The organism is Acinetobacter seifertii (assembly GCF_000368065.1).
In the GTDB taxonomy this organism is placed as follows: domain Bacteria; phylum Pseudomonadota; class Gammaproteobacteria; order Pseudomonadales; family Moraxellaceae; genus Acinetobacter; species Acinetobacter seifertii.
The window spans coordinates 195844-220849 of the sequence record NZ_KB851199.1; the positions used below are offsets into that span (position 1 = coordinate 195844).

29 protein-coding genes are annotated in these 25006 nt (G+C 39.5%); 21 read left to right on the top strand and 8 right to left on the bottom strand.

Annotated elements, in window-relative coordinates:
- Positions 1-4 precede the first annotated feature (4 nt).
- The 6 genes from F985_RS05855 to rdgB all read left to right on the top strand — a co-directional run bounded on the left by F985_RS05855 (position 5) and on the right by rdgB (position 6054).
- Positions 5-688 carry a Fe2+-dependent dioxygenase gene (locus F985_RS05855; protein ID WP_004698804.1) on the top strand — a complete coding sequence of 228 codons (684 nt, stop codon included), beginning with the start codon at positions 5-7 and terminating at the stop codon, positions 686-688.
- Positions 689-1147: 459 nt separating this feature from the next.
- Positions 1148-2845 carry a 2-isopropylmalate synthase gene (gene leuA / locus F985_RS05860; RefSeq protein WP_004698805.1) on the top strand — a complete coding sequence of 566 codons (1698 nt, stop codon included), beginning with the start codon at positions 1148-1150 and terminating at the stop codon, positions 2843-2845.
- An 83-nt stretch (positions 2846-2928) separates the two neighbouring features.
- Positions 2929-4089 carry a homoserine O-succinyltransferase MetX gene (metX, locus tag F985_RS05865; RefSeq protein WP_025469059.1) on the top strand — a complete coding sequence of 387 codons (1161 nt, stop codon included), beginning with the start codon at positions 2929-2931 and terminating at the stop codon, positions 4087-4089.
- Complete coding sequence (gene metW / locus F985_RS05870) at positions 4089-4682, top strand: methionine biosynthesis protein MetW (protein ID WP_001217230.1); 594 nt, start codon at positions 4089-4091, stop codon at positions 4680-4682. The genes metX and metW overlap by 1 nt, the downstream gene beginning before the upstream one ends.
- Positions 4679-5266 (top strand): tetratricopeptide repeat protein, encoded by a 588-nt coding sequence (locus F985_RS05875; RefSeq protein ID WP_019458061.1) that lies wholly within the window; start codon positions 4679-4681, stop codon positions 5264-5266. The genes metW and F985_RS05875 overlap by 4 nt, the downstream gene beginning before the upstream one ends.
- A 161-nt stretch (positions 5267-5427) precedes the next feature.
- Entirely contained in the window at positions 5428-6054 is a 627-nt protein-coding gene (rdgB, locus tag F985_RS05880) for an RdgB/HAM1 family non-canonical purine NTP pyrophosphatase (RefSeq protein WP_004698813.1), read from the top strand.
- Between the two features lie 188 nt (positions 6055-6242).
- Here the strand turns inward: rdgB and F985_RS05885 are convergent, their stop codons facing one another.
- Complete coding sequence (locus F985_RS05885) at positions 6243-7118, bottom strand: AEC family transporter (protein WP_025469060.1); 876 nt, start codon at positions 7116-7118, stop codon at positions 6243-6245.
- Positions 7119-7371: 253 nt separating this feature from the next.
- On the opposite strand from F985_RS05885, the gene F985_RS05890 reads away from it, so the two are divergent.
- The 4 genes from F985_RS05890 (at position 7372) to F985_RS05905 (ending at position 10970) form a co-directional block, all read left to right on the top strand.
- The gene (locus F985_RS05890) at positions 7372-7590 is read left to right on the top strand and encodes a Sec-independent protein translocase subunit TatA (protein ID WP_004698818.1); all 219 of its coding nucleotides are present in this window, start codon (positions 7372-7374) and stop codon (positions 7588-7590) included.
- An 11-nt stretch (positions 7591-7601) separates the two neighbouring features.
- Positions 7602-8039, top strand: a complete 438-nt coding sequence (gene tatB / locus F985_RS05895) for a Sec-independent protein translocase protein TatB (RefSeq protein ID WP_004698822.1) — start codon at positions 7602-7604, stop codon at positions 8037-8039.
- The gene (gene tatC / locus F985_RS05900) at positions 8036-8806 is read left to right on the top strand and encodes a twin-arginine translocase subunit TatC (protein WP_004698824.1); all 771 of its coding nucleotides are present in this window, start codon (positions 8036-8038) and stop codon (positions 8804-8806) included. The genes tatB and tatC overlap by 4 nt, the downstream gene beginning before the upstream one ends.
- A gap of 178 nt (positions 8807-8984) precedes the next feature.
- Positions 8985-10970: a PhoX family protein gene (locus F985_RS05905; protein ID WP_004698827.1), complete on the top strand. Its 1986-nt coding sequence runs from the start codon at positions 8985-8987 to the stop codon at positions 10968-10970.
- A gap of 70 nt (positions 10971-11040) precedes the next feature.
- Here the strand turns inward: F985_RS05905 and F985_RS05910 are convergent, their stop codons facing one another.
- Positions 11041-11820, bottom strand: coding sequence for an NRDE family protein (locus tag F985_RS05910; RefSeq protein WP_004698828.1), 780 nt, complete (start codon positions 11818-11820; stop codon positions 11041-11043).
- Positions 11821-11913: 93 nt separating this feature from the next.
- Between F985_RS05910 and lgt the strand changes: the two genes are divergently transcribed.
- The 7 genes from lgt (at position 11914) to msrA (ending at position 16748) form a co-directional block, all read left to right on the top strand.
- Positions 11914-12732: a prolipoprotein diacylglyceryl transferase gene (gene lgt, locus F985_RS05915; RefSeq protein ID WP_004698831.1), complete on the top strand. Its 819-nt coding sequence runs from the start codon at positions 11914-11916 to the stop codon at positions 12730-12732.
- A 73-nt stretch (positions 12733-12805) separates the two neighbouring features.
- A complete protein-coding gene (locus tag F985_RS05920; protein ID WP_004698833.1) occupies positions 12806-13165 on the top strand; it encodes a hypothetical protein in 360 nt (119 codons plus the stop codon).
- Between the two features lie 11 nt (positions 13166-13176).
- The gene (locus F985_RS05925; protein ID WP_004698836.1) at positions 13177-13539 is read left to right on the top strand and encodes a hypothetical protein; all 363 of its coding nucleotides are present in this window, start codon (positions 13177-13179) and stop codon (positions 13537-13539) included.
- 117 nt (positions 13540-13656) lie between these two features.
- On the top strand, positions 13657-14499 hold the full coding sequence (gene thyA, locus F985_RS05930; protein WP_004698837.1) for a thymidylate synthase: 843 nt from the start codon (positions 13657-13659) through the stop codon (positions 14497-14499).
- 44 nt (positions 14500-14543) lie between these two features.
- Positions 14544-15053: a dihydrofolate reductase gene (locus F985_RS05935; protein WP_004698840.1), complete on the top strand. Its 510-nt coding sequence runs from the start codon at positions 14544-14546 to the stop codon at positions 15051-15053.
- 14 nt (positions 15054-15067) lie between these two features.
- The gene (locus tag F985_RS05940; RefSeq protein ID WP_004698841.1) at positions 15068-16123 is read left to right on the top strand and encodes a DUF4105 domain-containing protein; all 1056 of its coding nucleotides are present in this window, start codon (positions 15068-15070) and stop codon (positions 16121-16123) included.
- Between the two features lie 100 nt (positions 16124-16223).
- A complete protein-coding gene (msrA, locus tag F985_RS05945; RefSeq protein WP_004698848.1) occupies positions 16224-16748 on the top strand; it encodes a peptide-methionine (S)-S-oxide reductase MsrA in 525 nt (174 codons plus the stop codon).
- A gap of 57 nt (positions 16749-16805) precedes the next feature.
- On the opposite strand, the gene F985_RS05950 is transcribed toward msrA, so the two are convergent.
- The 5 genes from F985_RS05950 to F985_RS05970 form a co-directional block, all read right to left on the bottom strand.
- Entirely contained in the window at positions 16806-17210 is a 405-nt protein-coding gene (locus tag F985_RS05950) for an ExbD/TolR family protein (RefSeq protein WP_004698850.1), read from the bottom strand.
- Entirely contained in the window at positions 17210-17830 is a 621-nt protein-coding gene (locus tag F985_RS05955; RefSeq protein WP_004698853.1) for a MotA/TolQ/ExbB proton channel family protein, read from the bottom strand. Before F985_RS05955 ends, F985_RS05950 begins: the two co-directional genes overlap by 1 nt.
- Before the next feature lie 44 nt (positions 17831-17874).
- Positions 17875-18630: an energy transducer TonB gene (locus tag F985_RS05960; RefSeq protein WP_004698855.1), complete on the bottom strand. Its 756-nt coding sequence runs from the start codon at positions 18628-18630 to the stop codon at positions 17875-17877.
- Positions 18631-19019: 389 nt separating this feature from the next.
- On the bottom strand, positions 19020-19883 hold the full coding sequence (gene purU, locus F985_RS05965) for a formyltetrahydrofolate deformylase (protein ID WP_004698860.1): 864 nt from the start codon (positions 19881-19883) through the stop codon (positions 19020-19022).
- Positions 19884-19957: 74 nt separating this feature from the next.
- The gene (locus F985_RS05970) at positions 19958-20650 is read right to left on the bottom strand and encodes a TetR/AcrR family transcriptional regulator (RefSeq protein WP_004698863.1); all 693 of its coding nucleotides are present in this window, start codon (positions 20648-20650) and stop codon (positions 19958-19960) included.
- A gap of 112 nt (positions 20651-20762) precedes the next feature.
- Between F985_RS05970 and F985_RS05975 the strand changes: the two genes are divergently transcribed.
- The 4 genes from F985_RS05975 to F985_RS05990 all read left to right on the top strand — a co-directional run bounded on the left by F985_RS05975 (position 20763) and on the right by F985_RS05990 (position 24639).
- Positions 20763-22211 (top strand): coniferyl aldehyde dehydrogenase, encoded by a 1449-nt coding sequence (locus tag F985_RS05975; RefSeq protein ID WP_004698864.1) that lies wholly within the window; start codon positions 20763-20765, stop codon positions 22209-22211.
- Between the two features lie 167 nt (positions 22212-22378).
- Complete coding sequence (gene rpmB / locus F985_RS05980; protein ID WP_000048256.1) at positions 22379-22615, top strand: 50S ribosomal protein L28; 237 nt, start codon at positions 22379-22381, stop codon at positions 22613-22615.
- Positions 22616-22627: 12 nt separating this feature from the next.
- A complete protein-coding gene (gene rpmG / locus F985_RS05985; protein ID WP_001205031.1) occupies positions 22628-22783 on the top strand; it encodes a 50S ribosomal protein L33 in 156 nt (51 codons plus the stop codon).
- Between the two features lie 146 nt (positions 22784-22929).
- Positions 22930-24639: a cation:proton antiporter gene (locus tag F985_RS05990; RefSeq protein ID WP_004698868.1), complete on the top strand. Its 1710-nt coding sequence runs from the start codon at positions 22930-22932 to the stop codon at positions 24637-24639.
- A gap of 36 nt (positions 24640-24675) precedes the next feature.
- Here the strand turns inward: F985_RS05990 and F985_RS05995 are convergent, their stop codons facing one another.
- A complete protein-coding gene (locus tag F985_RS05995) occupies positions 24676-24954 on the bottom strand; it encodes a hypothetical protein (RefSeq protein ID WP_004698869.1) in 279 nt (92 codons plus the stop codon).
- Between the last annotated feature and the right edge of the window lie 52 nt (positions 24955-25006).

Consider the following 25006-nt stretch of genomic DNA (forward strand, 5'->3'; position numbering starts at 1 on the left):
TGCTGTGATTCATCATATCCCCAATGTTTTAAGCAAAGAGCAAGTTGCAGAGTTTCGCAAGCTCATGAAAGAGGCAAATTGGGTAGGTGGTAAAGTAACTGCCGGCACTTTGTCTGCCTCTGTTAAAAGAAATCAACAACTCTCTGAACAAGACCCGCTTACACATCACTTAAGTGATATTGTCATTAAAGCAATTTGGCAAAATCCTGTGTTTCAAGCAGCAGCCCTTCCCCACAAAATTATTCCACCACTGTTTAACCGTTATGACGAGTATGAAAGTTTTGGTTTCCATGTAGATAACTCCATTCGTCTTATACGTGGGACTTCAGAACAACTACGTACCGATTTATCTTGTACCTTATTTCTAAGCGAACCTGATGAATATGAAGGCGGTGATCTGGTCATTGAAGATACTTATGGCTATCACGAAGTTAAATTACCAGCGGGCGACGTCGTACTCTACCCGTCTACTAGCCTGCATGAAGTCAGTAGTATTACATCAGGTACTCGCTTTGCCTCTTTTTTCTGGGTGCAAAGTTTGGTTCGCGATGATAGTAAACGCCATCTTTTATTTAACTTAGATGAAAGCATACGTGAACTACGTAAATCACATGGCGATAGTTATTCTGAAGTGATGAAACTGACTAATATTTATCACAATCTCATCCGTATGTGGTCAGAACTGTAACTCTATTTATTTTTGCCTTATTTAGTCTAATCAATTATTTTTATCTCAATAAGGCAAAATAGTGAAAATTATTTTCCATAAAAAATCAAACAACGCAAAATTAGAAAATTATTTTCTGAACACTGAAATTAAAATGAGTATAAGACTTTTGCACAACGTGTAATCATTGTTCAGATGTGGTATATCTAGACAAAGAGCATATTCGCAAACCACTAAACTTACTATTTCATGGTCTATAGATGAAAACGAATTACTTGTTTGCCCCGCCTATCCAAGCAAGACATCATCTCGAACTCCTGATGCTGCGCCTCGCGCGCGTATAAATTTTTGTCTGCATTTTAGAGCAGACCTTTTCAAATTCGCTTTAATTTTTCTGTATTAGATACCATATATAACTGTAGAACGTTGCCTTTCACACGATACCTAGAGCAACCGCGCTACGAGATAAGGAGTTTTCTCATGATGTTGGCTGACCCAAGCAAAAAATACCGCCGTATGTACCAGCGAGTCGATTTACCAGACCGCCAATGGCCAAATAATGAAATTACAAAAGCACCGATTTGGATGAGCACGGACTTACGTGACGGTAACCAAGCAATTTTTGAACCAATGAACATGGAACAAAAATTCAAAATGTTCAAAATGCTTGTAAAAATCGGTTTTAAGCATATTGAAATTGGCTTCCCTTCTGCATCTCAAATTGACTTCGATTTTACTCGTATGTTGATCGAAGAAAATCATATTCCTGATGACGTATACATTGAAGTTTTGGTTCAAGCACGTGATCATTTAATTGAACGCACTTTTGAATCTTTAGTAGGTGCTAAACGCGCAATCGTACATATTTATAACTCGAACTCTCCAACTTTCCGTCAGAAAGTATTGAATGTAGATGTAAATGGTGCAAAACAATTAGCAATTAATGCAGCTCAAAAAGTGAAAGAGTATGCAGCGCAATATCCTCAAACTGACTGGATTTTCCAATACAGTCCAGAATGTTTCTCTGCAACCGAATTAGAAGTTGCTAAAGATGTTTGTGATGCTGTGACAGAAATCTGGGATGCTCGTCCAGAACATAAAGTGATTTTAAACTTACCTGCGACTGTCGAAGTTTCAACTCCAAATGTTTATGCAGACCAAATTGAATGGATGCATCGCAATTTGGCACGTCGTGATGGCGTGATCATTTCTGTTCACTGTCACAATGACCGCGGCTGTGGTATTGCAGCATCGGAACTTGCCATTATGGCGGGTGCTGACCGTGTCGAAGGTTGTGTGTTTGGTAACGGCGAACGTACTGGTAACGTTGACGTTGCAGCCATTGCATTGAACATGTATACCCAAGGTGTAGCGCCAGAGTTAGATTTCTCTAACATTAATGAAGTCATTGCAACAGTTGAAGAATGTACTGGCTTACCTGTACACCCTCGTCATCCATATGCAGGTGACTTGGTATTTACTGCATTCTCTGGTTCACATCAGGATGCAATCAAAAAAGGCTTCGAGTACCAGAAAAACGAAGAAATCTGGGATATGCCTTACTTGCCAATCGACCCGAAAGACTTGGGCCGCGACTATGACGCAGTTATTCGTGTAAACAGTCAGTCTGGTAAAGGCGGTATCGCTTACTTATTGGAATCAAACTACAACGTTGTGTTGCCACGTCGTTTACAAATCGAATTCAGCCAAGTTGTTCAACAATACGCTGATGAAAATGGTACAGAAATTAATGCCAAAGAAATCTGGACATTATTTAAAGACACATATGTTGATGTGAAAAACCAACATTACACAGTCAAACACTACAAGTTATCAGACATTAACGGTACTCAAATTATCGAACTTGATGTTGATGTCGAGGGTGAAACACAACAACTTCGTGGCGAAGGTAATGGTCCTATCTCTGCATTCTTAAATGCACTTCAATTACCAATTGACGTATTGAACTATGAAGAACGTAGTATTAGTTCAGGTGCAAATGCCAAAGCATTAACCTTAATTGAACTTCAAGTGAAAGGTACTGGTAGAGGCTCGTTTGGTGCAGGTGTTCATGACAACACAGTTACCTCATCAATTGAAGCTATTATTGCATGTACCAACCGTTTGATTGATCAAGGTGTTCTAAGTACAGATCAGGTTGTTGCCGCCGCTGTTTAATTTAAAAAAACTCTTTTGAAAGGATACCTAGCTTGGTATCCTTTCTTTTTATTCCTGAAAGATTTAAAAGGCGAAATGTTCCCGTGTCTTTTCCAGCTGATTCAGTGGGGTTAGTCACTCCGCAAAAGTTCCAATTTGAAGAACCATTACATCTTGAATGTGGGCGTGTTTTGCCACGTTTTGAATTAATGGTTGAAACTTACGGCACTTTAAATGCAGATAAATCAAATGCCATTTTAATCTGTCACGCCCTTTCCGGACATCATCATGCAGCGGGTTATCACCACGAAGATGATAAAAAAGCTGGATGGTGGGATAGCTGTATTGGCCCGGGTAAAGCAATTGATACGAATAAGTTCTTTGTAGTTTCGCTCAATAATATTGGTGGTTGTAGTGGCTCAACTGGCCCAACTTCACCAAACCCTGAAAATGACAATCGCCCTTATGGACCAGATTTTCCATTAGTAACGGTACGCGACTGGGTTAAGACTCAGGCCATGCTTTCCGACCGTTTGGGTGTAGATGTCTGGTATGCAGTTGTTGGTGGATCATTAGGGGGCATGCAAGCACTACAATGGTCTGTAGACTACCCTGACCGCCTGCAAAAATGTGTGATTATTGCCAGCGCACCAAAACTTTCAGCACAAAATATTGCATTTAACGAAGTAGCACGTCAGTCGATCTTGTCTGATCCAGACTTCCATCATGGTCGTTACTTAGAAAATGATAGCTATCCGAAACGCGGACTAATTCTGGCTCGTATGGTCGGCCATATCACCTATCTTTCTGAAGAAGCGATGAAACAAAAATTTGGCCGTGATTTAAAATCAGGCAAATTTATGTACGGTTTTGATGTCGAGTTTCAGGTTGAAAGCTATCTGCGTTATCAAGGTGAACAGTTCAGCCGTAACTTTGATGCCAATACTTACCTCATTATGACCAAAGCTTTGGATTATTTCGATCCTTCACGCGAATACGGTCATTCACTTACAGAAGCAATGGGTAAAACCAAATGTCAGTTCCTCATCGTTTCATTCACAACTGACTGGCGTTTTGCACCAAGCCGCTCTCAAGAAATAGTAGACGCACTTATTACCAATCATAAGCCGGTCAGTTACCTCGATATTGATGCTGAACAAGGTCATGATTCATTCTTATTTCCGATTCCACTGTATGTCAAAACCATGCGCGCTTTCCTAGGCGGTGAAGAACATTTAAAATCGACATCACTGGAGGCAAGCTAATGCGTATTGATCAACAACTGGCAGAAAAGTGGATTAAACCCGGCTCAAGCGTTCTCGATTTAGGGTGTGGTGACGGTGAATTACTCGCTCATATGAGCCAAAAACATCAAATTCGTGCTTATGGTTTAGAAATTGATCAAGAAAAGATTGCAATTGCCGTCAGTCGCGGGTTAAATATTATTCAACAAGATTTGAATCTCGGTTTAAGCCGCTTTGCTGACCAGTCTTTTGACTATGTGGTAATGGCACAAGCTTTGCAAGCCGTAGATGCACCCGATGTTTTATTAAGAGACATGGTGCGTGTGGGTAAACAGGCAATTATTACTTTTCCAAACTTCGCGCATTGGAAGACTCGCTCTTTTCTTGCATTAAAAGGAATGATGCCTGTGTCGGATGCTTTACCATATATGTGGTATAACACCCCGAACATTCATTTATGTACATTTAAAGATTTTGAAGCACTCTGTGCTGAAAATCAGATACAAATTATTAATCGACTCGCCGTCAATGGAAACCAGCAGGGAAGCCTGTTAAGCAAACATGTTCCGAATTTGTTTGGTGAAGTCGCTATTTATCGAGTGAGTGCACTATGAAAAAGACATTATTTAGCACACTATTTGCAGGACTGCTAAGTATGCAGGCTCATGCAGATTATATCGCCCAGCCACAATCGGTTGCGAGTCAGGCTGCACGCTTTTCAACAATGGGGGTAAGTGACCTTCAGAAAGCTGCAAAATCTGGTCAAGCAGGCGCACAGTTTTACCTAGGTACACACTACCAATATGGTAAAGATGTAGAAAAAGATGAGAAGCAAGCTTTCGCATGGTTTAAAGCTGCTGCTGACCAAGGTTTATCACCAGCACAGTTAAATGTAGGTCGTATGTACGCCGATGGTATTGGCGTTAAGAAAGATGAGTCTATGGCTCGTAAATACTTCGAAAAAGCAGCAAGCAACGGTGATAACCGTGCAAGCTATAATCTTGCGATGATGGAAGAGCAAAAGAAAAACTACGTTGGTGCTTACCAGTGGTATGAGCTTTCAACTCGTGATGGCATGCTAGACAATAAAGTAATTAGTTTATCTGAAGGCAAGAAAACTGCGCTTGCAGCTAACTTAACACAAGAACAAATTCGTACAGCACGTGACCGCGCTGACAAATGGATCCAAGCACAATAATAAAGGTTCATCCGTAAAAAACCTTACTCGACTAAAACCACCTTGTATGCTGTACAAGGTGGTTTTAGTTTTTATATTCTATTTATTTTCCTCTATATCCCCTCTTAAAAAACACGTAACATAACTCATGTTCGATATTAGCTATAAAGTTTGGTTTTATTATGTCTACCCCACATTGGTTTGATCAGGGCAGTTTAGTTCTTGCCAGCAATAACAAAGGTAAGGTCGCAGAGTTTGAAAAACTTTTTGAACAACTTAAGTTACCTGTAGAAATTATTCCTCAAGGTCGCCTTAATATTCCTGATGCCATTGAAGACGGCTTAAGCTTTATTGAAAATGCGATTATTAAAGCACGTCATGCCTCTAAAATTTCAGGCAAACCTGCTATGGCTGATGACTCTGGTATTTGTGTTCCAGTTTTAGGTGGTGCACCTGGTATTTACTCTGCACGCTATGCTGGAGAACACGGTGACGATGCAGCGAACAATGCCAAATTATTAAATGATCTTTTACCATACCGTAAAAATGGTGAAGTGATTGAAGGCATGTTTGTGTGTGTACTTGCTCTAGTAACGCATGCGGAAGATCCATTACCACAAATTTTCCAAGGTATCTGGCACGGCGAAATTTTAGAAGCTGCACGTGGTGAAAATGGTTTTGGTTATGACCCATTGTTCTGGTTACCTGAACTACAAGTTTCTAGCGCTGAGTTGTCTAAAGAAGATAAGAATAAGATTAGTCATCGTGGACAAGCGATGCAGTTATTTAGAGAAAGTTTGCAGAAGTAAAACTTTATATAGCATTTATTTATTCTAACGTTAAAGCCATTTGCTATCGTGCTAGGCGACATCAAGGATGTGTCGTCAGTTCGACAAATGGTTTTGTTACTTTTGACGAAACAAAAGTAAATATTGCCTATATACACAAAATAAGCATATAACCATTATTAAAAGGCAGTCTGATCTAATCATCTTACTTAGAAATAAAGATGTAAAAACACTGCATAAATCGCAATACACACACAACTCACAATCGTCCCTGAGGCGATATAAGCCGCAGATCTCCCCGTTCCTTGATAATGTGTTTCAAGCGCTACAATATTGGCTGCTGGCGGCAGGCAGAACATTAAAAACATCACACCAATATACTGATTTACATTGGGAATAGGTAAAAATCTATACGCTACCCCACACAAAATGGCTCCACAAGTAATTTTAAAAATTTGAGCTTTTATACTGTAAATTAAATCCTTTGTATAAACTCTAGTACGACGTAGCCACATTCCAAGCACACACATACCGGCAAAAGTCATTACGAATTTGGCAACCTCATACACCCAATGTATAGCTGGATGTTCAATATGCTGAGCACCTAATAGTCTAAATACAAGCGCACAAAATATTGAAACACATGGTGGAGATGACAGAACTTTTTTTAAGATGCTGAGTTTACTTTGTGGTGTAGTCGTTACAGCATTTACCGCCCACGAATTACCAAAAATTGATACACCAATATATAAAGCAACCATTGGAGCAGTTGCTTTAGGGCCAAATAAAGCCATGGCAAAAGGAAAACCTAGCCAACTCATATTGGTATAACTTACGCAAAGTGCCAATAGGCGATCTTTAAATAACGCTAAATAAGTAAAAAAAACAATAAAAGCCGACCCAAAGCTAAAGAGCATTAAACTCAAGCTTCCAGATTGATAAAATACGATGTTGTAAATAATCACAATCGGAATAAGGAGGCGCGCAAGCCAAGCTGAAAGAATAGGTTTGATAGTTTCAGAGATAGAAGTTTGGGCAAGTAATAGTCCAGTGATAAATGCCAATATTGGCAATAGTAATGCCACGCTCTCCCCCACTTACACATCAAAAACAGTTTGTTATGCTACACCTTTTAATTTTGAAATGTATGACCGATTTCACCTAAATTTTCCTTGAAATTAAACGAACTGAACAGCAAATAACTTTGTAAGAAATACTTTTAAAAATCTTATCTTGTCTAATTTACTTTAGATACTGTCTTAAAAATGAAATATAAGTGTCACATTCTTGTCATAGCAACCTGTTGAGATAAAGCGAACTAAAAAGAGGTATAAAATTATGGCCGGTTTATCTATTTGGCATGTGGTTATTTTCGCAATTGTCGTTATTTTATTGTTCGGTACATCTAAATTAAAAAATATCGGTAAAGATGTAGGCGGTGCAGTAAAAGACTTCAAAAAATCAGTTCGTGAAGAGGATGATGCTACATCTTTAAATACTCCTCGTACGATCGATGCACAAGTTAAAACATCTGAAAGCACTTCAGTGAAAAGCTAAAGGTTTCCCCCATGCTTGATGTAGGAATGACAGAGCTACTCTGTTTTGCAATTATCGCAATTTTAGTTTTAGGTCCAGATAAGCTTCCAGAGGCTGCACGTTTTGCTGGTCGCTGGTATGTTCGACTAAAACGATATATTACCAATTTGCAAAATGAGATTGATCAGGAGTTGCGTCTTTCTGAGTTCCGTAAAGAAATGCAAGAGGAACTTAATCGCATCGAAGCATTGGAACGGAAAGTACAACAACAGCTTGAAGAAATACAAAAACAGCAGACTTCTGAGCATTTAGAAGTTACTGAAAAACCGAAAACAACACAAAAGCCTATTCGGAAATGTATTCCTATATCAGACCAATACAAGGTACCGTATGTTGCAAAAATTACGCCTTTCGTTCCTCAAACTGATATAGCCGAAACATCTCCTGTTGAATTGAAGATTGCCGTATGAACCAACTGCCTTCAACCACTGTAAATAGTCAAGAAAACCTAGACCAAATGCCAATCATGAATCATTTGGTCGTTTTAAGACGCCATTTATTCAGGATTGTAGGGGTAACATTATTCTTATTTTTTTGTTTACTACCCTTTCGAAATAATACTTACCAATTACTATCTGAGCCTTTAAGGTTACAACTTCCTGCATCATCGTCAATGATTGCAACAGATGTGACAGCAACCTTTATGGCACCTTTTAAATTAAATTTATTTGTCGCACTTGTGTTAGCCATGCCATTTATTCTTTATGAAATATGGTCTTTTGTTCGCCCAGCACTCTATCAAAAAGAACGCCATTTAGCACTTCCATTACTGGTTGGCAGTATTGTCCTATTTTATGCAGGGGTAGCTTTTGCTTATTACATTACCCTGCCTGCAATACTACATTTCTTTATTAGCGTTTCACCTGAAACAGTAGCACCAATGACCGACATTAATAGTTATTTAAGTTTCTGTTTAAAGCTATTTTTAGTGTTTGGTGTAACTTTTGAAATTCCTATCGCTACCTTATTACTGATTTTAATTGGCGTAGTAAATACTCAAAGTCTTGCTGAAAAGAGACGTTTTATTATTGTGGGATGCTTTTTTGTTGCCATGTTTATTACCCCACCAGATGCGATTTCAATGGTGATGTTAGCGATTCCGATGTGGTTACTTTTCGAAATAGGCTTACTCTTTGGAAGAATTCTTGAAAAGAGAAAAAGCCAGACTGCTGAATGATTTACAACTTTTCTTTAAAAGCCCAGATATTAAAATTTGGGCTTTTTATTTTTGAACATTTGTTTAAATCATCAAACTGTAAACTGTCTTCAAAGTGACTTAAAAATGTAAGAAAAGTGTCATTTCCAATCCATAGAATCAACTCAACAAATATACACACAAAAGTTACGGATTTATTATGACAACTGCTTCTAACCACCCAACACGTCGCGATATTTTAAAATGGTTTACGGGGATTCCTTTTCTTCCATTAGGTGCGATGGCTACGGCAGCAACGTTAGCAGGCTGTAATGACAGCAATAATGATTCAAATGTTGTTACTCCACCGCCAACAGTAAATTTTAAAAATGCAACCTTTACCTCAATGGCTGCACCTTCTTTAGCTAGCCCAGCAGCAATGGCAACCACAACTGTCGGTTCAACCCTTTCAATCAGTTGGGAAGATGGCTCAAAAACTGACTACACATTAGCGTATAAGCCTTTCTTTACAACTGGCGATCTTGTTGCAGATGGTAAAGGTGGAAAAATTCTAGCGGGTGGTTATGTTGATATTAATAACCAGCCGATTATCGATAAATCAAAACCTGGTCAAGAACGTCAGTTCTTCTCTGACTGTCCAGATGGAAGCTCTTTAATTAGCTTTAAACAAGCAACAGGTCGTGATTTTACCGATGCAGACAAACAAGCTTTAGGTGTTACGGGTAACCCTGTATTTCACGTTGTTCAATTTGAATATACGACTCGTGACCAAAGCTTAACGTCTATGTATGGCTTACTACCATCTCCAATTGCGATTTTAACTTTAGACCAAGACCCTAAAACTGGTCATTTAACGCTCATTAAATACCACAATGTCGATACTTCTAAAGTAAACGGTTTATGGATTACTTGTGGTGCAAGCTTATCTCCATGGGGAACTCACCTTTCTAGTGAAGAATATGAACCAGATGCAAACAACGTTGCTGGAAGCTATTTACCAGTATTTAGCAAAAACTTATTTGGTGATAGTACTAAAGGCAACCCTTACCACTACGGTCATTTACCAGAAGTAACTGTAAATACAGATGGTACGGGTTCAATCAAAAAACATTACTGTTTAGGTCGTATTTCACACGAACTTATTCAAGTTATGCCAGATAACCGCACTGCATTGATGGGTGACGATGCAACCAATGGCGGCTTATTCATGTTTGTTGCCGACAAAGAAAAAGACTTGTCTGCTGGTACACTCTATGTGGCTAAATGGAAGCAAACCTCAAGCGTAGGTGCTGGTGCCGGTGATATTTCTTGGATTAACCTTGGTCATGCAACAAGTGCCGAAGTAAAAAGTTGGGCAGATCAATACAAGATTTCTGACTTGATGGATGTAAAAACATCTGATCCAAAAGATGCAAGCTATACCAAAATCCGTTTTAGCGGCAAAGATAACTGGATCAAACTTGTATCAGGTAAAGAACGTGAAGCAGCTTTCCTAGAAACGCATCGTTACGCAGCTTTAGTTGGCGCAAGTATGGGTTTCACCAAGATGGAAGGTACAACTGTTAACATTAAAGACAAAATTGCATACTCTGCAATGTCTTATGTACAGTCTTCTATGATTGATAAAACCACTGATATTCAAGTGCAAGGTCCAAAAGCTGGTGCAGTTTATGCTCATACGTTAAAAGGCAGCCAAGTCGATAACAAAGGCCAGCTCATTAACAGTGAATGGGTATCAACTCATATGGAACCACCAGCAGCTTTAGTAGGTGAAGACCTCACCACTGCTGACGCTTTGGGTAACACTGCAAACGCAGATAAAGTTGCCAACCCAGATAACATTAAGTTCTCTGAAAACTTACGTACGCTCTTCATTGGTGAAGACAGTGGTATGCACGTAAATAACTTCTTATGGGCATATAACGTAGACACCAAACAATTAAGCCGTATTCTATCAACACCTGCTGGTGCTGAATCGACAGGTCTTCACGCGGTAGATGCAGTGAATGGTTGGACTTACATTATGAGTAACTTCCAGCACCCAGGTGACTGGGAATCTCCATTACACGATAAAGTAAAAGCAACGCTTGATCCTCTTGTTCGTGCAAACTACAAAGACCGTTTTGCTGCTGCGGTAGGTTATATTACAGCTGACCCTCTTGCACCATCTGTTGTGAAGAAATAACTCTTCAATCAACTTAAAAGAAACCTGCTTTATGCAGGTTTCTTTTATTGTATTTAAAGTTAATTTATTTCTAAAAGTTTAGAGGCACCTGCTGCTGTACAATTTGACCGCTATGTTCACCTTGCTGGGTCTTTTCCAACCAGATCCATTCATTATTGGTCATTCTTAAAAAATTTGAACACCGTGTTCCATATACTGGGCTTTGGATAAAAGTCGATGATAGCAACTCTTCCATTTCTGGTTGAATACCCGTATTTGGCAACAATGCTGTGGTGACTTTACGCTCATCTTCTAAAATATCCCACGCTGCATGTTGCAAGCTTAGCTCTTCTGTTTTGTGCTGATGCATAGGTAGGAACTCTTGCGTAAAACGTGTGCGTAAATGTCTGGTTTTCTCCCAGTGATCGGACATCAAACCATTTGAAACCACATACACGCCATTAGCTAATACTTGAGGTGCTTCTCCGCGGTTACTCATATAAACCGCTTGATCAGCCGTTCCCATAAACAGGTTAAAACCAGCAAAGCTCTGTTGCTGTTGTTCTAATTGCTGAGCAAAACGAATCGGTAATAACTCAGACTCTAAAAAAGCCTGAACTAAATGACCACGAGAAGTCTCGTATTGTTGTTTATCACGTCCATCACGGAAATTAGTTAACACAGCCCATCGGCCCTGCGGCGTAACCCCCATCCAAGTACCACCTGACTGTAAGTCTTGCCCTGCAATGATGGGTGTATGTTCCCATTGATGCAACAATGCAGTTGGCCGATGATAAAACTCATCACGGTTTGAAATAAGACACAAGGGCATATCATCCAGAACATGCCATGCTAAAGCCACAATACACATTGATTCTTGTTCCCTATGTTTACACATTGAATGTACAACATTTTTCACATCATTCCGCTACAATCTGTCAAAACGTAAGATCAAGGAGCAGCAATGCTGACCTATCCTAATATCGATCCGGTCGCAATACATCTAGGACCTCTTCAAGTCCATTGGTATGGACTCATGTATTTATTGGCATTTTTATGTGCTTGGGGACTCGCTTCCTACCGTGCCAAACAGCGTGATGGCTGGACATCGGACATGGTTTCCGATCTGGTGTTTTACGGCGCTCTAGGTGTTGTACTCGGCGGACGTATCGGCTATGTGCTTTTCTATGAGTTTGATAAATTCCTTGAAAACCCAATTTGGCTATTCCAAGTCTGGACTGGTGGTATGAGCTTCCACGGCGGCTTCTTAGGCGTCATGATTGCAATGCTATTCTGGTGTAAAAAATATCAAAAAACATGGTTCCAAACACTCGACTTTATTGCTCCTTGTGTACCGACAGGCTTAATGTTCGGACGCTTCGGTAACTTTATTGGTGGAGAGTTATATGGTCGTGCGGTTACAGATCCGAACTATCCATTTGGAATGATCTTCCCAACCGATCCATTACACTTGGTTCGCCACCCTTCTCAAATTTATCAAGCGCTTTGTGAAGGTCTAATTCTATTCATTATCTTATGGTGGTTTAGTTCAAAACCTCGCCCACGTATGGCCGTTTCATCACTATTCTTGATGGGTTATGGCGTTGCACGTTTTGTAATGGAATTCTTCCGTCAACCAGATGCCGACCAAGGTTTCATTTTATTTGGCTGGATGACTAAAGGTCAGATCCTTACCGTTCCAATGCTACTCATTGGCCTTTGGATGATGTGGTATGCCTATCAAAAGAAAATTTATGACTGGGGCCCACAAAAGAACAGTTAACATCTAAATCAGAGGAGTTTCGACTCCTCTTTTTTATGCTACAGTTTTTATCTCCCAAGAAAGAAGATACACCATGCTGGAATTCTGGTTTAACAAGCAAGTCCCGTCTTTTAAAAAATTAATGATCTTAATTATTACCCTCTTAATCTGTATTGGGTTATATCAATATCAACCATTACCGTTAGATACTATTTTAATGTTTACGGGAACTGGGGTTATTTTTTTAATCTGCCGTTACTTTAAATTACATTTTGCACAAAGTAACCCAACCGGTTTACTTTACCGTCTATTTACATGGGTCCCTATTGCCCTCTTGTTTGCACTTATTTTTGTGAAAGCCATGCCTAACTTACTTATTTGGGGCATTCAAGGCATTGCATTTATGGCGCTTGCTGCTTTTATTTTTTCACCACAATCGTTATTTAACAAATAGGCTCCCGTTTTATGTTGGCTTATTGGTACAACGCACCGCGTCACATTAAACTCATCTTCATCATTGTCGTTTGTGCTGCAATTTATGCAGCCAATCAAGTTCAGCCTTTATCATCGACTTACACTGTTCTTAGCCTCGTGTTAGGGTTCGGGCTTCATTTCGGGCAATATTTACAAACAAAAATTCCAGCTCGTAGTTCATATAAATCTAACTTCCAGTTTCTGCTTAGGATTTACCCTTTCATTATTGTTGCTATTGTGGTGTGGATATTGCCCCCTCAACACAATTGGATCGTAACGATACAAGCTTTAGGCTTTGTACTGGTTGGATTTTTTCTTGTTTCAATTTATCAAAATCGTGCCAAGCGTTTTTAAGCATAAAGTTTAGTTCGTTTTTACTATTCCCAAAGCATGCTATTATCTTCCACGGTTTATTGATCCATGAACCGTCTCCCTTTTATTTGATGGAATTAATCCGAACTCGAGAGTGTTATGCGTGCATATTTAGACCTACTACAACATATCCTTGATAATGGCGGTGACAAAGGCGACCGTACAGGCACAGGAACCCGTTCTGTATTTGGTCATCAAATGCGTTTTGATCTCTCTAAAGGTTTTCCTTTACTCACCACAAAAAAAGTTCACTTCCGTTCTATTGTGATTGAGTTACTTTGGTTTTTAAAAGGCGACACCAATGTCCAATATTTAAAAGACAATAAAGTTTCAATTTGGGACGAATGGGCAACAGCAGAACAAACGGCTCGTTTTGGCCGTCCAGAACATGAACTAGGCCCAGTTTATGGCCATCAATGGCGTAATTTCGGCGCAACTAAAAATGCTGATGGTACTTATAACCAAGATGGTTTTGACCAAATTAAATGGTTAATTAAAGAAATCAAAACTAACCCAAATTCACGCCGTTTAATCGTTTCTGGTTGGAACCCGAATGAAGCTGGACAAGTTGCATTGCCACCTTGCCACACACTCTTCCAATTTTTCGTACAAGACAACAAATTGTCATGCCAGCTTTATCAACGAAGTGCTGACGTATTCTTGGGCGTACCTTTTAACATTGCTAGTTATGCTCTACTCACTCATATGATTGCTCAAGTGTGCGGTTTAGGAGTCGGTGATTTTGTTTGGACTGGTGGCGATACACATCTTTATGCCAACCATTTTGAACAAGCACGACTACAATTAACGCGCGAACCATTACCACTTTGCCAATTAAAACTTAATCCGGAAGTTAAAGACCTTTTCGATTTCAAATTTGAAGATATCGAGATTGTAGGTTATGAGTCACATCCAGCAATTAAAGCACCAGTTGCAGTATAACAACGGCTTAAATTTCATTTGATTACGGTTTAGAGAATAAGATTATGGCATGGCAAAATGTAGAAGTTGTCCACGTTGTGGCAATGGATAAAAATCACTGTATTGGTAAAGGCAACGCGTTGCCATGGCATATCTCTGCCGATTTAAAACACTTTAAAGAAATCACTCAGGGTGGTGTGGTCATCATGGGCCGTAAAACCCTTGAGTCTATGGGCCGTGCTCTACCGAACCGTGTGAACTGGGTAATTACCCGTGACATTAACTGGCACTTTGATGGTGTAAAAATTGCGTATTCAATTGAAGATGCTTTAAATGCAGCTTTAGAAGATGCCAAAAATACTGAAAAGCAAGCTCTTTTCATCATTGGTGGTGGTGAAATATTTAAGCAAACCTTATCAATTGCAGACCGTCTTGAACTCACTCATGTTGACTTAGATGTCCAAGGTGATGCACATTATCCAACTATACCGAGTGAATTTCATAAAGTTGCGAGCGAGCAGCAAGTAGATGAAAAATCAGGAACTTCATTCGAGTTTGCAACTTATAAAAAATAATTTTATGGCCGCCTATGCACAATATCGGAACACGTGAATTTATTATCGCCCTCCTCTTCGGCGCTTTACATGGTCTATTCACGTTGTTTATTGTGCTTTCCAGCATTTGGGTGTGTTTAGCACTTTGGGTGCAACAACCTTTTGGCTGGTTAGGCAGCCGCATTATTATTGGCATATGGATTGCCTTTGCTTTAAGTATGGCTGGCTTATATTTCAATGGCCATATCATTAGCCGTCGTACAGACATTTTGATCTATCTGTTAGCTTTGGCTTGTTCTTTGGCTTGGTATTTCTCGATTACAGCACGTCAAGACCGTGACTGGAATCCTGAAGTTGCCAATATGCTAAGTTACGAAAAACACGGCGATGTAATTACCTTGCATAATATCCGTAACTTCAACTGGCACCCTGATGGCACTTATGATGTCCGCTGGGAAACCCGTACTTTTGATCTAAACCAGTTAAATGGCATAAATATTATTACCTCTTACTGGATGGGACCACAAATTGCCCATACTCTGGTCAGTTTTGAGTTTAAAAAGCAACAACCCTTGGTTTTTTCAATCGAAATTCGAAAAGAAAAGAACGAAGAGTTTTCGGCAGTGGGTGGTTTTTTTAGAAAATACGAACTGAGCTTAATTGCGTCCGATGAAAAAGATATTGTCTACACACGCAGTAACATTCGTAAAGAGCAAGTTTATAATTTCCCAATTAATATGCCCCGTTCTGAACAGAAAGCGCTATTTTTAGAATATCTTAAAAAGTCAGATGAGCTACGTGCTCAACCAAAATGGTATAATACGCTCACAAGTAATTGTACAACCTTGATTTTCGATATGGTTCAAGCGATTAATCCATATCAACTTCCTAAAGATTATCGTTTAATAGCCTCAGGTTATTTACCTAATTATTTATATGATCTTAAAGCTCTTAATCAAAATATTAGTTTAAAGCAGTGGTATCAAATCGCACATATCAATCCACGTACTGAACATTTTGAACAACTTTCAGATCAGAGTAGTGAACACTTCTCTCAAATCGTTCGACAAGGTTTACCTAAAGCAAAATGAAATAAGTAATGCACTTTTCTTTACTTTTTTATACATGCTTTACTTTGTAATCTAAATAGATAGACCCTATTGTAATAGGCAGGAAATAGAGGGAAACACAATGCAACAGGCATTATTTGGCGGCGGCTGCTTTTGGTGTGTCGAAGCCGTATTTTTACAGATCCGTGGTGTAGAAAAAGTAACTAGTGGTTACGCAGGTGGACATACGATCAACCCTACCTACGAGCAAGTATGTCAAGGCGATACTCAGCATGCTGAAGTTATCTTGGTTGATTTTGATGACAAGCAAGTAACATATTCACAGTTACTCGATGTATTCTTTGCAACGCATGATCCAACGACTTTAAACCGCCAAGGTAATGATATTGGTACTCAGTACCGCTCTGTTATTTACTATTATAACGAAGAGCAAAAGCAGGCAGCGGAACACACGATTCAAACGCTAAAAGATGACGATCTTGATATTGTGACTGAATTGTCTCCTGTACCGACGTTCTATCCAGCCGAAGAATATCATCAGAATTACTATGCAAAGAACCCTTCACAAGGTTATTGCAACTTTGCGATTCCACCTAAGCTATTAAAGCTATATAGTAAATTCCAGCATCTGATGAAAGATCAATAAATCAGAATAATAAAAAAGCAACCAAATTGGTTGCTTTTTTATTGAGTCAACTAAATTTTAGTTTTCACTTACAAAGGCAATATCGCTCAGTCCGGCTTCACTGGCGCGAGACATTACCTGAGCCACAGTATCGTACTTCGACTCTTTATCAGCACGAAGTTGAACCGTAGGTTTAACCTCGCCTTGACCTGCTTCTTGGAAACGTTTTTGAAGCTCATCAAGGCTAATTACTTGAGTATCCCAAGCCACTTCACCATTTGCATTAATACTAATCGTAATCGCTTTTGGTGGTGGATCAATAATTTCAGCAGTTGTTTTAGGCAGTGTTAATGGAATCGATGGGTTGGCAACTGTTGCTGTGACCAAAAATATGATCATTAACACCAACATAATGTCGATTAGCGGAATGAGGTTCATCTCATTTATGCCACTATCGTGGTCTTCACCCAATTGAAAAGCCATTAAGCTTGACCTCCAACATAACTTTGTTCTGCAGTTTTAACATCAGACTTTACAGTTGAGTCTTGCTGCAACATCGTATCGATTAACAAACTGTGTGCTTGATCTTGTAAATCATGAGCAAGACCACGATTAGCACGTACACAAATGTTATAAGCCAATACTGCAGGAATCGCAACTGCAAGACCAAGACCAGTCATAATAAGCGCTTCACCTACTGGTGTAGCTACTTGAGCCAATCCTGCTTGTCCGCTCTTACCTACAGCAACCAACGCGTGGAAAATACCCCATACCGTACCAAACAAACCAACGAATGGTGCAATTGAAGCAATTGTTCCTAAAACAGAAATACCTTTTTCAGCATTGACTTTTTCAGCAGAAATTTGGCGCAATAATGCTTGCTCTGCAACTGCTTTACGCTGTTCAAAACTTAAAGGTTGTAACTTAGCTTTTAGCGAAGTAATAGCCTTAGAAAGTTGGGCATAAGTTTGTTGTTTTAGTTGGCGAGTCCCCATCAAACGTAAGATGAAAACTGTCCAAGTAGCAATCGACATTGCCAATAAAATGAAATACAGGGTTTTACTCACTGCATCTGCATGTTGCCAATAGATTGAAAAGTTCATATTCGAACTCCTGATTAAGGTTAGCCGTTGGGACTCAAATTCGTTTAAGGGGTTAAATCAAACGGTTGCTCTGCTTTAATTGGATAAGCAACACCATTTTCCATATAAGGTTTAAATTTTGCAGATCGTACAGCGCGGACTACTTTGTCATCTAGACTTGAAATACCGCTGCTTCGGGTCACACGCACATTGATAATTTTGCCTTTTTCATCAGCTTCAATTTGTACAACAACTGAGCGCGCTTCACCTTGTAAATCTTTTGATGAAACAGCCAATCGTGGTGAGCGGCTCCACTGCACACCTGAGCCACCAATTGAAACGCGTTTTGGTGACGGATCTGGTGCAGGTTGAGCTTTAGCAGTCTCTTGTACCACTGGTTTTGGCTTCTCAACGACTTTTTCAGTCACAGTTGTCGCTGGAGCAGCTATTTTGGGTTCAACTTTAGGTTCTGTCTTTACTGTTTGTTTAGGAGTTTCAGCCTTTTTCACCTGCTGGATTTTTTCCACTGGTTTAGGTGGAATCACAGGTTTCTCAACAACTTTAACTTCTTTTACCTCTTTCTTAGGTTCCGGCTTTTTAGGCGGCTCCTTTGGTTTAGGAGGTAGTGGTTTCGGTTGCTCTTGAATTTTTACAAAACGTACCTGTAAAGGTTTTTTATCGATTGGCTTTAATTCAGCAGGCTTAATGTGGCTAACTGCCCATAAGACCCCGATATGACCAATTGCAACCGCAATTAGGGCCGTGATGACTTTCTTTTTCATCGGATTAGGAGAGTTTAAGGCTGCGGAAGATTGACTCATAAGAATCTAATTACCTAATGGATGATGATCTCGATCTTTAATTAAGAGAAACGATTCCAAACATCGGATAGAACAATAAAGTGCCACAATAATAAATGAGAAGTGTTTTCATTTGCAACTACTTTTTCGCGAAAAACACTACCCAGTATTGTGCTATCTAACTTCATAAAGTGATATCACCTTACTTTTCTCTTGTATAAACAGCACACTAAAAACTATGAGTTCATTTCTTATTTATCAAACTGTGCTCAACGTAAGCGTTGATTAAACAATTAAATATTAAGGCTAAGCAATCGAACATCAAATTTATGTTACGTTATAACATTTTAAATTTATTTTAGCCATAAAAAAAGCATGCCTAAGAGCATGCTTTTAAAAATATGAGGTGATTAAAAAACAACCGTCTTATTACCATCTACAATGATACGGTCTTCTAAGTGCCATTTAACAGCACGAGCTAATACATTACGCTCTACATCTTCACCAAGCTCACGCAACTGCTCAACATTATAATCGTGGCTTACACGTTCAACGTCTTGCTCAATAATCGGACCTTGATCTAGGTCAGCAGTCACATAGTGAGCTGTCGCACCAATCAACTTCACACCTTTTTCATATGCTTGCTTATATGGGTTTGCACCAACAAAAGCAGGTAAGAATGAATGGTGAATATTGATGATTTTCATTTCCCATTTTGCAACAAAATCTTCGCTTAAAATCTGCATGTAACGTGCAAGAACTAATAAGTCGTTACCTTGCATCATTTCATCAATTTGAGCATAAGCTTCAGCTTTATTGTCTTTAGTTACTTTAATTACAGTAAATGGAATACCGAAGTTTTCAACAGATTCACGTAAGTCTTCATGGTTAGAAATCACATGCGTAATTTCACAAGGTAACGACCCACGTGCATGACGCCACAATAACTCAAGTAAAGCATGGTCGACTTTAGAAACTAAAATACCAACTTTTTTAATTTCGTTTACGAATGCAAGACGCCATTGCATGCCATAACGCTCAGCAACGTTGACAGCAAATGTTTGAATTAATGCATCTTTACGCGACTGTAAATGATCAAGTTCAAATTCAACACGCATGAAATAACGCCCGCCTTGAGCTTCCGTCGCATACTGATCAAGCGCGGTAATGTTTGCACCTTGATGGTACAAAAAGCTCGATACAGCCTGTACGATCCCAGGCTTGTCTTCACAAGTAATCAGTAAACGGGCTGTATTGGCAGTGGTCATATTCATTTTGTTAATATCACTTAATTGAGACAAATTTTTGATAAGCCGAGTATTCTAGCGCTCTAAATAAACAAGCACAACTATTCATCTTTTACGGATGACAAGCTTGCGAAAAGATCAGAAGGCCCAAGTGATTCGAGCAGTTGTTCATAAGTGGCACGGCTTTCACCCATTAAATAAGGACCCTCTAAGAAAACCATCTGACGCAATGCCTGCCAAACCCATTTTTCTTCAAGATGATTGTTGTCACTAATATGTCCAGACATATATAAAAAATTAGTCCAGTTCGTTAAAACAATCCAAAGGTTAATAATGAGTGCTTCAATTTCAGAAGCCGTCATTTTCATAAGACCTGCGTCGACAAAGGCTTGATAAATTTTTTGCCCTTGTTGCATGACTTGGCCTGCAAATCTCGGATAGATCTTTTTAAAGTCTTCATTGCTTTCAACTAAGTGATAAACATCACGATGAATAAAACGATAATTCCAGAGTTGACCACTTAACACTTGAAAGTAGTTAATTTTATCAGTAGTGGTTAAAGGTCTGTCTTCAGGTAAAGAGAGCATTTCTAAAGTCTCTACCTGATACTGATACATTAATTCCTTAATGATTTCATGCTTATTTCGAAAATGGTAATACAAGTTTCCAGGACTAATCCCCAACTCTGCAGCAATATGATTGGTTGTGACAGACCGTTCGCCACGCTCATTAAAAAGCTGCAAACTGATTTGTAAAATCCGGTCTTTTGTCTTCAGAGCTTTAGGTAGAGACATTTCAATAACCTTCGTTAATTCATATGGTTAAGACGTGAATACAGAAACCAACTTGACTCTTTAGAGTATTTACTCTAAAAACTAAGTATATCAGTATATTTGGTAAGTACCGATGAACAGTCAAACAAAAACAAATCCAGAGACTCAGGTTCCTTATGATGTTAAGCATTTACATGATTTGCTTGAGCAGCAAAAGATTGCCTACTTACGTCATCCGGTACCCACTGCTAAAGAACGTATTGATCGTTTAGCTCGTCTTAAAAGAGTTTTGGTAAAATATCAAGATCAGATTGCCGAAGCAATTAACCTTGATTATGGTAATCGTGCCATTATGGAAACCAAAATTGGTGAATTGCTTACTTGTCTTGAACAAATCAAGTATTACAGTAAGCACTTAACCGGTTGGATGAAACCATCAAAACGCCATATCAGTGTATTACATCAGCCAGCAAAAGGTTGGGTACAATATCAACCAATGGGTATTATTGGCATTATTACACCTTGGAACTACCCATTACTTTTATCAGTTGGGCCACTTATTTGTGCTCTTGCAGCTGGTAACCATGCCATGATCAAAATTTCGAGTGCTTCTCCAAACTTTGGACAAGTTCTTGAAAGTGCATTAGCGGAAGCATTCCCACAAGAGTTGGTCGCTGTTGTAAATGGTGGCGGTATAATTTCCGATGCGTTTAGCCATTTAGCTTTCGATAAAATGATTTTCACAGGCTCGACTTCGGTTGGTAAAACTGTCATGGCAGCCGCAGCTCAAAACCTTGTGCCAGTTATTCTTGAGTTGGGTGGTAAATCCCCTGCTCTGGTACATGCTTCTGTAGATATGAAAGATGTCGCACAGCGTATTGCTGTGGGTAAACTATGGAATGCAGGCCAAACTTGCGTTGCGCCAGACCATATTTTCTTGCCACGCGGGAAAACAGCCGAGTTTATCGAGAATTTTAAATTGATTGTGGCTGGAATGTATCCTCATTTCCGCAACAACCAAGACTACACTTCTATTATTAATGATAAACAGTACAACCGGATTCAAGGTTATCTTGAAAATGCCCGTGATCAGGGTGCTCGTATTGTTGAAATCAATCCGCAAAATGAAATTTTAGATGATGTCCGCAAAATTCCACCAACTTTAGTGACTGGTGTAACAACTGCAATGGATATTATGCAAAATGAAATTTTTGGTCCTGTTCTACCAATTTTAGAATATGACCAAATAGAAGAGGTCATTGAGTTCATTAATAGTCGTCCACGTCCTTTAGCAATGTATTATTTTGACTATGATCAGGCACGCGCCGATTATATCTCTCAGCATACTCATTCAGGACATTTCGGAATTAACATGGTCATTACCCATGTTGCTCAAGATGACTTGCCATTTGGCGGAATTGGGGCATCAGGTATGGGCAAATATCACGGACCAGAAGGCTTTTTCGGGCTTTCACATGAACGTTCAGTGATGTCAAATCCAAAACTTTATAGCCTGAAATACATTCTTCCACCGTTCAATAAACCAATTCATCGCTTCATTTCGAAAACCTTGTTGCGTTAACTGATCAAGGCATGATCTGTTACACTAGATCATGCCTCGTTTTTACCAATTTCGCTTGTCTTTTAATCGTATTTTTGGTATAAAACGCCCCTTGAATGAATTCATCCGTTTACATTTAGTATGACTGGCCACAGATTTGCTGTTGGCTAAATCAATGGAGTTACACCATGTCTAAGGTTTGCCAAGTTACCGGCAAGCGTCCAGTCGTTGGTAACAACGTCTCACACGCCAACAACAAAACCAAGCGCCGGTTCGAGCCGAACCTGCACCACCACCGTTTCTGGTTAGAAAGCGAAAAACGTTTTGTACGTCTTCGTTTAACCACTAAAGGTATGCGTATTATTGACAAATTGGGTATCGAAAAGGTTGTTGCAGACCTTCGTGCTCAAGGTCAAAAGATCTAAGGAGTCTGAGCAATGCGTGATAAGATTCGTCTCGTTTCTTCAGCTGGTACAGGTTATTTCTATACCACGACTAAAAACAAACGTACTATGCCGGAAAAAATGGAAATCAAAAAATTTGATCCAAAAATCCGTCAACACGTGATTTTCAAAGAAGCTAAAATCAAATAATTTTAGCGTCGAAAAAAACGACTTCTTAAAGAAGTCGTTTTTTTTGCATTTTTTTTATACCCACCTTTTTGTTAAACTTTCTACATATTCCGCCTTGGCATTTTTTATGCTTGTCTTTAGCCTAACTCACGTAAAAGGAGTTTTTAGTGCCGCATGACGTAGATTTAATTATTTTACTTGCTGTTGGTTTCGGCGTTGCCCTCTTTTTTGGCTATATTGCCGCCCGACTACGACTTCCCCCTCTTATCGGCTATTTAATTGCCGGAATTATTATTAGTCCCAACACTCCCGGTATAGAAGCAGACATTCATCTAGCGAACCAACTTGCAGAACTCGGGGTCATGTTCCTCATGTTTGGCGTTGGGATGCATTTTTCATTAAATGATCTTTTACAAGTTCGTCGTATTGCCTTACCAGGTGCAATTTTACAGATAGCCGTTGCTACCTTACTTGGTGTTGGCGTTTCAATGCTATGGGGCTGGAGCTTTGGCTCTGCACTGGTTTTTGGCTTAAGCTTATCGTGTGCGAGTACCGTTGTATTATTAAAAGCTTTAGGAGACCGTGGTCTTTTAGACTCTGTAAACGGCAAAATTGCGGTAGGTTGGCTGTTAGTTGAAGATTTGGTAATGGTACTTGTTTTAGTACTTCTTCCAGCTACAGCGGTTTTACTTGGTGGAAAAGCACCAGCAGGCGCAGAAGGAAATATCTGGCTAACACTGGGAATCACTCTATTAAAAGTGATTGGCTTTATTGCGTTTATGCTTATTGTGGGTAAGCGTGTTGTTCCTATCATTATGCAGTTTGTTGCGCGCTTAGGTTCAAGAGAGCTATTTACGCTGACTGTCGTAGCAGCTGCTGTTTCGATCGCTTATGGCTCTTATGCCATCTTTGGGGTTTCAATGGCCTTAGGAGCCTTCTTTGCAGGTATGGTGGTAAAAGAATCAGACTTTAGCCACCGTGCAGAAGAAGAAACCCTTCCTCTACGTGAAATTTTCTCGATTTTATTCTTCGTTTCGGTAGGAATGTTGTTTGACCCACATATCCTTATCGAGCGTCCACTGCATATTTTGGCAGTTATCGCGATTATTATGGTGGGTAAAACTCTTGCTGCAATGGCCTTGGTTTTATTTTTCCGCTATCCAATCAATACTGCTTTGACCGTCGGGGCCAGCCTTGCACAAATTGGTGAGTTTTCATTTATTTTGGCAACACTTGGTGTGTCTTTAGGTCTATTAACGCTAGAAGCTCAAAACCTGATTTTAGCAGGCGCTTTGTTCTCTATTACACTTAACTCTTTTGTTTTCTCGGCAGTTGAACCTGTACAACGTTGGATTCGTGAACGCTCTCATTTAGCACGACTTCTTGAGCGCAGTGGTGACCCACTCGCAATGTTGCCAGATGAAGTTGATCAAGCTTATCTACGCGATCAAGTGGTGATTGTAGGATATGGTGGTGTTGGACGACGTATTACTGAAAATTTGATTAATCAGAATATTAAAGTCGTGATTGCAGAAGAAAATCGTGAAATTGTAGAAAAGCTACGTCAAGCAAATATTGCTGCCGTGAGTGGTGTCGCAACTGAACCTGGAGTTTTAATTCAGGCGCATATCATGCATGCACGACTATTGGTGATTTCCCCTATGGATATTTTAGATATTCACCGAATTGTAGATATTGCCAAACAATTAAACCCTCAAATTCAGGTTTTAATTTGTGCAGAAAGTAAAGAAGAAGCAGCAGTTATTCGAGATGAAAATATTGGCGAAGTATTCTATGCAAAAGAAGAAATGGCAAAGAATATGAGTCATCATATTTTAAATCAAATCGAACTGGCGCATCAGTCAACACATCATTAACTTATACAAAAAAGCGTACTCTAGAGTACGCTTTTTTTAACTTAGAAATTTAGGCTGCTCATCTACAACCTCAGCCTGCCATTCATTGACCTGCTTTTCGAGCAGTCCAAATAAAGCAGCCTGAATCATATGCTGTGCAACTACAGGCGTTTGCTCGCCTAAAATCTCTTTTAGTTCATCACTAAACTGAATTTTAACCAAGGGCTCTTTTTCAGAACCAGCATTACGCAAGGCAAGCTCACCACCTTCGAGTTGGACTAACTCCAACACTGCTTCTTGATTGCCAAATAACTCTTTCAATTGCTGTATAGACATATACTTCCTCCATGTTTCAACATGGTGGCAAAGCACCCTTGCACTTTGCATC